The sequence below is a fragment of the Acinetobacter sp. BIGb0196 genome (assembly GCF_011759595.1).
Classification (GTDB): Bacteria; Pseudomonadota; Gammaproteobacteria; order Pseudomonadales; family Moraxellaceae; genus Acinetobacter; species Acinetobacter guillouiae.
Genome location: NZ_JAAOZA010000002.1, coordinates 98,666 through 110,422, shown reverse-complemented (window position 1 = coordinate 110,422; position 11,757 = coordinate 98,666). Strand labels below are relative to the sequence as shown.

The following is an 11,757-nucleotide window of genomic DNA, read 5'->3' as shown; positions in this document are numbered from 1 at the left end:
AGTAAATCATGATCAAAAAAGCCATTCTTCCTGTTGCTGGGTTAGGTACTCGCTTTCTACCTGCAAGTAAATCAATTCCTAAAGAAATGGTCACAGTTGTTGACCGTCCTGCAATTGAGTATGTTGTCAAAGAAGCTGTGGCTGCTGGAATTGAACAAATCATTTTAGTGACACATTCTTCAAAAGCATCCATAGAAAATTATTTTGATCGTAATTTTGAACTGGAAACAACCTTAGAAAATAAGAAAAAAATTGATTTACTTAAAGAAATTACTGAAATTTTACCTAAACATGTCAGTGTGGTTAGTGTCCGTCAACCTCAACCATTGGGTTTGGGCCATGCTGTTTTATGTGCGAAATCTGTGATTGGAAATGATGACTTTGCTGTGTTATTGCCAGATGTTTTGGTGAAAGAAGATAGTACAGAAAATGATTTAGCGCGAATGATTCATCGTTTTAATACGTCTAAAGCATCGCAAATTATGGTAGAGGCTGTTCCTGATGATCTTGTGGATCAATATGGTATTGTAGATGTTGCATCTTCACCTGTTGAGGGTGAAAGTATCGTGATGAAAGGGATTATCGAAAAGCCTGCAGTTGGTAGTGCACCTTCAAATTTATCAGTGGTGGGTCGTTATGTACTGCCTGCTAAGATTATGCAGTTATTAGAACAGACACCTAAAGGTGCGGGTAATGAAATCCAATTGACGGATGCAATCGCAGCTTTACAAAAATTGGAAAATGTCGAAGCGTATCGTATGAAAGGTCAAACTTTCGACTGTGGTAGTAAAATTGGTTATTTAAAAGCAGTATTACACTATGCTGTGGAGCATCCTAAGTTGGGTGAAGAATTTAAACAGCTTATTAAAGAATTGAATTTATAATAATTGGATCTGATATGAATATTTGTGTATTTGGCACAACACTCCAAGCTGGCGTACTCGCTGGCTTGTTTGCTGAATATGGGCACCATGTCTATTGGTGTCCCCAAGTAGGCACTGATCATCAATCCTCAGTACACTATCAAGATGAAGATCTAAATCAACTCATTCAAAAACAGATTAACAACAATTCAATTCAATTGGTTGGGTTAAAACAGCTTCAATTGCAAAGTGAAGTGTTTTTATTTAGTTTTAATCCTTCTGAATTTGATCAAGCCAAACACTTGGCTGAAGAATTAAAGCGTTCTCCTATTATTCATCCAAGACTGATGATCAATGGTTCTACATTCGGTTTACAAGGTACTGAAGAACTAAAACAAATTTTAGTGGCTGATCATTGGGCATATTTGCCAGACACCATTCAAGAAGGCAATGCGATTCAAAGTTTTATCGATCTAAAGCAGGTGATTGTTGGTGTAGATCAACCTGCGACACAACAGATTATCAAAGAATTATTAAGACCTTTTTTTCAGTTAAAACATCAATATTTGTTTATGCCATTTTTAGATGCTGAATTTACCAAGCTGAGTATTTCAGGTATGTTGGCAACACGCATCAGTTATATGAATGATATGGCGCAAGTCGCTGAAAAATTAAATATTGATATTCATAATGTTAAACAGGGATTAGCATCTGATAGTCGAATTGGCGCATCATATTTATCTGCAGGCGTCGGTTTTGGTGGGGAAAATTTCTCCCATGATATTTTAACCTTAACCGGTACAGTGGCAGGTTCAGGGATCAAAAGCCAATTGCTGGATCAGGTTTGGAATATCAATGAACAACAAAAAGAAATTTTATTTAGAAAACTCTGGAATTACTATCAAGGGCAGTTAACAGGTAAAGTTGTGGCGATTTGGGGTGCTTCTTTTAAAGAAAATACCTCGAGTATTGAGAATTCACCGATTCATGCCATGCTTGCAGCACTTTGGGCACAAGGCGCGATTGTTCAGTTGCATGATCCACAAGCTTTAGAGCGGGTAGCCAATTTCTATGGTGAACGCGCTGATTTGATTTTATGTCATGATCAATACCAAGCAGTAGAAAATGCACATGCATTGTGTTTATTGACGGCTTGGAAGCAATATTGGAGTCCTGATTATTCACAACTTTTACAGAAAATGGCCCATCCTTTGATTCTCGATGGTCGTAATATGTTAGATCCAGATTTCGTCAAAGCACAAGGTTTTGCTTATCAGGGTGTAGGGCGAGTATGACAAATTCTATATTAGACAATGACCAAAGAGAGCAGCATTTAGCACGATTGCAAAATCTTGCTACAGAACAACAGCAATGGCGTTTAACTGATTTATTTGAACAAGATCCACAGCGTTTTGACAAGTTCTCAGTGCATTTTAATCAACTGAGTTTTGATTATAGTAAACATCGCATTGACCAAAATGCATGTGATGCCTTGTTTAAATTTGCAGATTCAAAACAATTAACGCAATGGATCAAACGTTTATTTACCGAAGAATCGATCAATTATACGGAAGACCGAGCAGCAATGCATTGGGCACTGCGCTTACCGAAACATGATCAAGATTATCCTGAACTGGCTGAATTGGTACATCAACAATTAGATCGCATGTATCAGCTTGTCGATAAAGTCCATGCAGGACAATGCCGTGGTTCGACAGGTGAAGTGATTCAAGATGTGGTCAATATCGGTGTGGGTGGTTCTGACTTGGGACCATTGATGGTGAGTCATGCATTATCAGACTATAAAGTCAGTACTGCTAAACCATTAAAAGTACATTTCGTTTCCACTATGGATGGTAGTCAGCTTTCTGATTTACTACATCAATTACGCCCTGAAACCACCTTATTTATTATTTCGTCCAAGTCTTTTGGAACCATTGATACTTTATCCAATGCTCAAACAGTTCGTCAGTGGTTAGAAAAAGATTTGGGTACGCAAAACAGTGTGATCCAACATCATTTTATTGGGGTTTCAACCAAACCTGAGAAAATGACAGAATGGGGAATCGCACCAGAAAACCAGTTCTTACTTTGGGATTGGGTCGGTGGTCGTTACTCGTTGTGGTCATGTATTGGCTTACCGATTGCATTGCAGATTGGTGTTGATGGGTTTAAACAATTGCTCGCAGGCGCTTATGCGATTGATCAGCATTTCCAAAAAGCGTCATTTGAACAAAATATTCCTGTATTGATGGGGTTACTTGGAGTCTGGAATAATAATTTTTTAAATATTCAGACCCATGCGGTATTGCCTTATGATGGTCGCCTAAAATATTTTGCTTCTTATTTACAGCAACTTGAGATGGAATCGAATGGAAAGTCGATTCAAAGAAATAATGAAAAAGTTGATTTAAACACCTGTCCAATCGTCTGGGGCGAAGTGGGTCCAAATGCGCAACATGCTTTTTATCAGCTCTTGCATCAAGGAACCCATGCCGTCAGTTGTGATTTTATTGCGCCAGTGCAGCGTTATAATTCGAATCAATTTACTTATGCCGAAAGTGCAGAATCCTTAATTGAGCAACATCATTTGGCTTTATCCAATTGCTTGGCACAGTCGCGATTATTGGCTTTTGGTAACACAGCATTAAATGCCAATGAATTATCAGGCCTACCCGTATATAAACAGTATGAAGGTAACCAACCAAGTTCGACATTGTTGTTACAAGAACTAAGCCCTTATAGTTTAGGGATGCTGATTGCATTGTATGAACATAAAGTGTTTGTACAATCTGTCATTTGGAATATCAATCCATTTGATCAATGGGGCGTTGAAAAAGGCAAAGAAATTGCCAATCAATTGCTCCCTATCCTCAATGGTAAAGAAAAAGACGTGTCTCAACTGGATGCTTCAACACAAGGTTTAATTAAGATCTTGCTAGGTAAAGAGTAGATATACTGGAAAAATTTATGGCAAATATTTTAGTAACAGGTGGTGCAGGTTATATCGGATCGCATACTTGTGTGGAGCTACTTGAGGCTGGGCATGAAGTTGTTGTTCTAGATAATCTATCAAATAGCTCAGAAGAATCATTAAAGCGTGTCCAAGAGCTGACTGGGAAAACACTGAAATTTGTTCAAGGTGATATTCGTTATCAAAATGATTTAGATCAAGTTTTTTCAAACAATAAAATCGATGCTGTGATTCATTTTGCAGGTTTAAAAGCAGTGGGGGAAAGCCAACAAATTCCACTGACTTACTTTGATCATAATATTGCGGGATCTGTACAGTTGGCTCAAGCGATGCAAAGAGCAGGTGTTTTTAATTTAGTTTTTAGCTCGTCTGCAACTGTATATGATGAAGCGAATATTTCTCCTTTAGATGAAAATATGCCGACAGGTATACCGTCAAATAACTATGGTTATACCAAGTTAATCGTTGAGCAATTATTGGAAAAGCTATCAATTGCGGATGAGCGCTGGTCGATTGCACTCTTGCGTTATTTTAATCCTGTTGGTGCACATAAGAGTGGTCGTATTGGTGAAGACCCACAAGGTATTCCAAATAATTTAATGCCTTATGTCACTCAAGTTGCTGTTGGGCGTCGTGAAAAACTTTCGATTTATGGTGATGATTACGACACTGTAGATGGTACAGGGGTACGTGACTATATCCATGTGGTTGATTTAGCCAATGCGCATTTATGTGCTTTAAACAACCGTTTAGCTGCTCAAGGTTGCCGTGCTTGGAACATTGGTACAGGAAATGGTTCATCTGTACTTGAAGTGAAGAACACTTTCGAACAGGTAAATGGGGTTTCTGTTGCATATGAAGTTGCACCGCGTCGTTCGGGAGATGTAGCAACCTCATTTGCAAATAATGTACGTGCAATTAAAGAATTAGGTTGGACGCCAAAATATACTTTGGAAGATATGTTGGCAGACAGTTGGAATTGGCAAAAGCAAAATCCAACAGGCTATCAAGCATAAATTTAACTGTAAAAATAGGCGCATTAAGCGCCTATTTTTTATCGCCATTTAAAACTAACCCTGAATCAACTGAGTTAACTCATCTACATAGTCTTGCATTGGTTTTGGATTTTTATCTGTACGGCTTTCAATATTTAAGCGTAATAAGGGTTCCGTATTGGATGCACGAACATTTAAACGCCATGCACCAAAATCAAGACTAACACCGTCTGTTTGATCAATTGCAGGGTTTAAATCAGCAAAATGATCAAAGATTTTTTGAATGGTTTTCTGCGTATTTTCAACTTTAAAGTTGATTTCACCACTGCACGGGAAACGTTCAATCATCCCTTCGACTAGACTGGATAACGATTGTTGAGTTTCTGATACCACTAAAATCGCCAATAACCAAGGGATCATCCCGCTGTCACAGTAAGCAAAATCACGGAAATAGTGATGTGCACTCATCTCTCCGCCATAAGCTGCATTGTGTTCGCGCATCACATCTTTAATAAAAGCATGTCCAGATTTAGATTGAACAGCAATCCCTTGATACTGCTCAATGATATCCAGTGTATTCCAGACTAAGCGAGGATCATGTACGATTTTTTCACCGGCTTGTTTTAACAAGAAGGCTTGAGCTAATAATCCGACTATATAATAGCCTTCAATAAATTGACCTTTTTCGTCAAATAAGAAACAACGGTCAAAGTCACCATCCCACGCAATTCCCATATCCGCATGGTGTATTAAAACTGCATTGCGGGTGCTATCTCGATTTTCCACCAAGATTGGATTAGGAATACCATTTGGGAAAGTACCATCTGGATGATTATGGATTTTAATAAACTCTACTGGGATATTGAGCGCTTTGAATTTTTCTTCAATTGCATCAACAACATGACCTGCTGCGCCATTGCCCGCATTCATCACCAGTTTAAGCGGGCGGATTTTGCTCGGGTCAATATAGGTGAGTAGGTGTTCAATAAATTCAGGGAGGATATTATATTTTTGAGTTGTACCCTTTTTCTCAACTTCAATGAACTGTTCAGATTCAGCCAACGATTGGATATCTTTTAGTCCCGTATCTGCACTGATTGGTCGAGCATTTTCACGAACCAATTTCATACCATTGTAATCCATCGGGTTATGGCTTGCTGTGATTTCAATACCACCCTGAACATCGAGATGAAAAGCAGCAAAGTAAACTTCTTCTGTTCCCGTCATGCCAAGATCAAGAACATCTACCCCAGCATCATTTAAACCACGAATCGTTGCTTGTTTTAACGCTTCGCTGGTTAAACGGACATCACAACCAATGACAACAGTTTTGGGTTGATAGATTTGACCATAAGCACGGCCTACTTTATAAGCGATTTCTTCATTTAGCTCTGTGCCAAGTTTGCCTCGAATATCATAGGCTTTAAAACAAGTCAGTTTATTCATGTTCATCTTTATATTGTTGAAGGTTGGCTGGTAGTGAAACATCATTTTAACCTTAAAGTGTATAAGAAATTATATTGGAAGATGTAAATTTAATTTGAAGTACACAATTGAATACGTTTCTCTTGCATCAAGCTTATTTTTTAATAATGTACTGGATCATCAATGATAATTTGCACATTGTGGATTTACAGCTTTTGAGATGATCTATGTGGAATTTTATAATTCATGTGATAGTAGTCACATTTTTTCATTGTTAGTATTTGAATTTAAAATATTTTATTAAAGAAATTTAACTTTAAAAAGTAAAAATAAGCATTTGATTAGGTTTTATAATGTGTAGAATAGAAATGAGGTAGGGAAATAATTCAAAATAATTCAATACCGATAATTAAAAGCTTTTCTAGGTGCCATTCGCGAATGTTAATAGCAAAAAAGCCCACTATATTGTTAAAAAGTTTGAGTGCTGTGAGTTTATTGGTTCTATTGCAGAACAATGGTTATACACAAGAAACAAGCTACTTAAAAAATATCAAAGAAGGTGTGACCGGGTTTATAAAACCCAAGGATGATCAGTTATTTAGAACCGTCCAGCTCAAGGATTTGACCGATTTTAAATATCAACCTGATGCACATATAGACAATCAGAATCAACTCCCTGTTGTAAGGCCATATACTGGACAAAAGGCATCACTTAATAATTTATATTTAGAACAAGCGAAAACACAAACAACCCATGCGTATTCAAGCCAAGCAAAAATTTTAAGTCTTGAAGATGCGATTCAGATTGCAGTAAAAAGAAACCCCAATATTGCTCAAACGATTTCAACACTGGCAGGACAAAATGCCAATATTGATGTGGCAAAAGCGCAATATTACCCACAGTTAAAAGCGGGTATGAATACAGGTGATTTTACCTCCAATGATAAAGGTCGCCAGTTGTATTCAGTTGAAGCCAACCAACTGCTTTATGACTTTGGTAAAGTAAAATCCAGTGTCACCACGCAACAAAATAAATTGGCAGTTGAACAAGCCAATGTATTAATCAGTATTGATGATATATCGACCCAAACAGCGCGAGATATTTTATCCTTACTGCGCTATCGCAATATTATCAAAATAGCGCAAGATCAATTTAATGGGGTCAGTCGTTTACATGAGATTGCACGCTTAAGAGCAGACGCAGGAATCAGTAGCAATGCCGATCCAGTACAAGCACAAAGTTATGTTGAATACGCACGTTCCTACTTAATCACTCAGCAAAACTTTTTAAAACAACAAGAACAAAAATTACGCACATTATTGGGTTTTGATGTGAGTCAAATGGATTTTAATATTCCTGATGAGTTTGTAAAACAATCAGGTCTTTATGATGACCCTGAAATGAATACCATTCCTACAATGATCGCAGCAAAAGCAGAGATTGATGTTGCGCAGAGTCAGAAAAAACAAACCCAATTGAGTGCTTATCCAACGATTTCATTGGTGGGATCAGTCAGTAAAGCATTGAATGGTCAAAATCCAAATACTGGTTTAGAAAATGATACCGATGGTTCTGTTGGCGTGCAGATGTCCAGTAATTTTTATCAAGGTGGTGCACTGGGATCTCAAGTCAAGGCTGCAAATTTTGCTGAACAAGCTGCACGAGCAAAGTTAAATGCAACTTACCTAGACATTATGGATCAAACACAAATTGCACGAGAAAGTATTGAAAACACAGATAAGCAAATTTGGGTTCTATTGGATCGGGAGCGCTCAACAGCAAAAACCCGTGAGCTGTATGAAGAACAATATAAATTAGGCAAGCGTTCGATCTTAGATTTATTAAGTTCAGAACAATCCTATCAAAGTTCAAGAATAGAAAGGGAAGCGGCACGCTTTGATATCTATGACACGATCGCGGTGTATATCAAGGTAACCGGTAAAAGTAGAAATGCTTATCATTTAAATAACATTCAAATTCAGGGGTTTGAAGTTCAACCATGAATACAAAAACATTAAATTATCAACCCTGGTTACAAGCGATCATTACGGTTGCGCAGCATTATCGAATGCAACCTGCTGAAGAACAAATTCGTCTGCAACTGGATTGGAATAAATACACAAATATTGACGACATGTTGTCCATTATTACCCGTCAAGTGGGTTTGAATGTTCGCAAAGCAGACTTTAGCACGGATGTACTGAATCCATGGCGATTGCCCGTTGTTGTTGAATTTAACAATGGTCAAGTTGCGGTTATCGAGAAAGTCGACAATGAGGGCAATGCAAGCTTACAGTTAAGTGGTGATCAAGGTCTTTCACAAACTTTTAATTTGCATGAACTTCAAGCCAATGCCAGTCGCGTTTATATTTTTCGACCAGAGACATCGATTCCCGATGCTCGTGTCGATGAATATATTAAACCTTATGAAAAAAGCTGGTTCTGGGACATCGTTTTAAAAGATTGGAAACGTTATACCGACATCATGGTTGCTTCAATGATTGCCAATATTCTGGCATTGGCGACCATTATTTTCTCTATGCAAGTCTATGACCGAGTGGTGCCTTCTCAATCTATTCCAACCTTGTGGGTGCTCGCGGGTGGAGTGTTGATTGCAGCTGTTTTTGAGTTTGTGTTGCGCATCGCACGGGTTTATTTGTCAGACATTATTGGTAAACGCGCAGATCTCAAGATTTCAGACCGTGTCTTTGGTCATGCACTGCGTATCCGTAATAAAGATCGCGCACGTTCAACAGGCTCTTTTATCTCACAGATTCGTGAACTTGAAGGCGTTCGTGAATTGGTGACCTCAACAACGATCAGTGCAATTGCAGACTTACCGTTTTTCTTCCTGTTTTTAGCGATCTTCTGGATTATTGGGGGCAACATCTTTTGGGTGATGTTACTGGTTGTGCCATTGATGATTATTCCTGGCTTTTTGGTGCAGAAAAAGTTGGCTCAATTGGCCACTGAAGGGATGCGAGAGTCTGCGATTCGCAACGCGATTTTGGTCGAAGCAGTTCAAGGTATTGAGGATATTAAGTTATTACGTGCTGAAGCCAGATTTCAAAATCAATGGAATCACATGAATGAAGTGTCTGCTGATGTCAGTATGCGGCAACGTAAAATTGTGGGATGGTTAAATGCTTGGACACAAAAAATTCAAGGACTGACTTATGCAATTGTGGTTTTAGTGGGTTGTTTTGCAGTGATGAAAGGCGATATGACCACGGGGGCTTTAGTGGCATGTTCGATTTTATCTTCACGTATGCTTGCACCGATTTCACAAGTTACAGGTGTACTCGGTCGTTGGCAGCAAGCCAAAGTGGCTAAAAATGGTTTAGATGAGCTGATGCAAAAGCCGGTAGACCGTCCTGATCGGGCACAATTGATTCAGCGTAAAGTCCTCTCCGGTGATTATGATTTTAAAGGTGTGGTATTTAAATATACTGAAGATGATCCACGGCCAACTTTAGTCATTCCGCAGTTAAAAATCCATGCAGGTGAAAAAGTTGCAATTCTTGGACGTAATGGTGCAGGGAAATCTAGCTTATTACAGCTACTTTCAGGAATGCAATTGCCAGTACAAGGCAAGATCAGTTTGGATGGTGTCGATCAATCTTTGCTTGATCCCGATGATATTCGTCGTGATATGGCATTGCTGAATCAAAATGCACATTTGTTTTTTGGGACGATCCGTGAAAATTTAACTTTGGGTGCACCATTGGCAAGTAATGATGAAATTATCCGTGCATTACAAGTCACCAATGCTTTAGAAATTGTGGAACAAAAAAAGGAAGGTCTAGATCATCTTATTCTTGAAGGGGGTGTAGGATTTTCTGGTGGTCAGAAACAAGCATTGTTACTCACACGATTATTGCTCCGAAATCCAAATATTGTGTTGTTGGATGAACCGACTGCTTCGATTGATGATGTTTCTGAAAAAGTATTGATACAGCATTTAAAAGAATGGCTAGGTCATCGAACCTTAGTGGTGGCGACGCATCGTCCTGCTGTTTTGCAACTTGTTGATCGTATTATCGTTGTGCATGAAGGGAAGATTATCAAAGATGGGCCGCGTGATGCCATTCTAAATCCTGCACAGCAAGCAAATGCAGGAGGGGCTTCAACATGAGCCAAGAAAAGAATGATCAAAATATCACAGTACAAGAGACTGAACCTGCTCAAGTTGATCATGCATCCAATATTTTACAGTGGCCAACCAATCCCTCTGCGTTAAAGTTTTCAGAACCACCGTTACCCAAATCTACATTTATTATTTGGATTGTTGCCATCGGTCTGCTGGCTTTCTTGATTTGGGCCTGTGTATTCAAATTGGAAGAAGTTTCTACAGGGACAGGTAAAGTTGTTCCTTCATCCAAAGAACAGACGATTCAATCTTTAGATGGTGGTGTGTTGACCAGCTTGGATGTTAAAGAGGGAGATATTATCCAAAAGGGGCAGACGCTTGCGCAAATAGACCCTACTCGATTTGAGTCCCAAGTCGGTGAAAGCCAAATGAAATTACTTGCGACATTGGCTACAGCAGCACGTTTAGAGGCTGAGGTGAATGGTACCGCAATCAAGTTTCCAAAACAGGTTTTGGCCGTTCCTGCTTTGGTGAGAGAGGAAAGTGCATTATATACTTCGCGTCGCGCAAATTTGGATGAGTCGATTACTGGTTTAAAGCACGCATTGTCTTTGGTTCAAAATGAATTGCAAATGACACAACCTTTGGTGGCGAAAGGTGCTGCTTCTGAGGTTGAAGTCCTACGTTTAAAACGAGATATCAATAATTTTGAAAATCAAATTAACGACAAGCGGAATGACTATTATGTAAAGTCACGTGAAGAATTGGCACGAGCCAATGCCGATATTCAATCATTACAGCAAGTTGTTGCTGGTCGTAATGATTCGGTGAAACGCTCTACTTTTAAAGCACCTGTACGTGGTGTGGTAAAAGAAATTGCGGTGACAACCATTGGTGGGGTTATTCCACAAAATGGTAAATTGATGACGATTGTACCGATTGATGAGCAATTATTGATTGAAGCGCGTATTTCGCCGCGAGATATTGCCTTTATTCATCCGGGTCAACCTGCATTGGTAAAAATCACGGCATATGATTATTCAATTTATGGTGGCTTAGAAGGGAAAGTAACGGTGATTTCTCCTGATACCATCCGCGATGAAGTTAAACAAGATCAGTTTTACTATCGAGTCTATATTCGGACCGATAAAGATAAATTGACCAATAAGGCAGGGAAATCTTTCTCAATAACGCCAGGTATGGTGGCAACGGTAGATATTCGTACTGGTCAAAAAACAATTATTGAATACTTATTGAAACCGTTTAATAAAGCCAAAGAAGCGTTAAGAGAGCGATAATTGTATCGTGTGGTGATTATTTTAAAACCAATCTTCGGATTGGTTTTTTTGTGTTTTTATAGTTTTGTGATCAACATGCTGATTGAGTGAATATTGTCTCTAGTGTGTAAA

Annotated in this window: 8 protein-coding genes; 7 read left to right on the top strand and 1 reads right to left on the bottom strand. The window is 38.7% G+C overall.

The window, feature by feature from the left end:
• The first annotated feature begins 8 nt into the window (after nt 1-8).
• From galU to galE, 4 genes are read left to right on the top strand one after another with little or no spacing between them, the layout of a single operon-like run.
• On the top strand, nt 9-884 hold the full coding sequence (gene galU / locus FHR28_RS13265) for a UTP--glucose-1-phosphate uridylyltransferase GalU (protein WP_166782844.1): 876 nt from the start codon (nt 9-11) through the stop codon (nt 882-884).
• A 14-nt stretch (nt 885-898) separates the two neighbouring features.
• Nucleotides 899-2,158, top strand: a complete 1,260-nt coding sequence (locus FHR28_RS13260) for a nucleotide sugar dehydrogenase (RefSeq protein WP_166782843.1) — start codon at nt 899-901, stop codon at nt 2,156-2,158.
• Nucleotides 2,155-3,816: a glucose-6-phosphate isomerase gene (gene pgi, locus FHR28_RS13255; RefSeq protein ID WP_166782842.1), complete on the top strand. Its 1,662-nt coding sequence runs from the start codon at nt 2,155-2,157 to the stop codon at nt 3,814-3,816. Before FHR28_RS13260 ends, pgi begins: the two co-directional genes overlap by 4 nt.
• 17 nt (nt 3,817-3,833) lie before the next feature.
• The gene (gene galE / locus FHR28_RS13250; RefSeq protein ID WP_166782841.1) at nt 3,834-4,853 is read left to right on the top strand and encodes a UDP-glucose 4-epimerase GalE; all 1,020 of its coding nucleotides are present in this window, start codon (nt 3,834-3,836) and stop codon (nt 4,851-4,853) included.
• Nucleotides 4,854-4,907: 54 nt separating this feature from the next.
• Here galE and FHR28_RS13245 read toward each other — a convergent pair whose 3' ends face one another.
• Nucleotides 4,908-6,278, bottom strand: a complete 1,371-nt coding sequence (locus FHR28_RS13245; protein ID WP_166782840.1) for a phosphomannomutase CpsG — start codon at nt 6,276-6,278, stop codon at nt 4,908-4,910.
• A 417-nt stretch (nt 6,279-6,695) separates the two neighbouring features.
• Here FHR28_RS13245 and FHR28_RS13240 point away from each other — a divergent pair, with 417 nt between their 5' ends.
• Genes FHR28_RS13240 through FHR28_RS13230 form a run of 3 tightly spaced genes read left to right on the top strand, consistent with a single transcriptional unit; the run spans nt 6,696 to nt 11,646 of the window.
• On the top strand, nt 6,696-8,261 hold the full coding sequence (locus FHR28_RS13240) for a TolC family protein (RefSeq protein WP_166782839.1): 1,566 nt from the start codon (nt 6,696-6,698) through the stop codon (nt 8,259-8,261).
• Entirely contained in the window at nt 8,258-10,393 is a 2,136-nt protein-coding gene (locus FHR28_RS13235) for a type I secretion system permease/ATPase (RefSeq protein WP_166782838.1), read from the top strand. The genes FHR28_RS13240 and FHR28_RS13235 overlap by 4 nt, the downstream gene beginning before the upstream one ends.
• Nucleotides 10,390-11,646 carry an HlyD family type I secretion periplasmic adaptor subunit gene (locus FHR28_RS13230; protein WP_171527364.1) on the top strand — a complete coding sequence of 419 codons (1,257 nt, stop codon included), beginning with the start codon at nt 10,390-10,392 and terminating at the stop codon, nt 11,644-11,646. Before FHR28_RS13235 ends, FHR28_RS13230 begins: the two co-directional genes overlap by 4 nt.
• Nucleotides 11,647-11,757 lie beyond the last annotated feature (111 nt).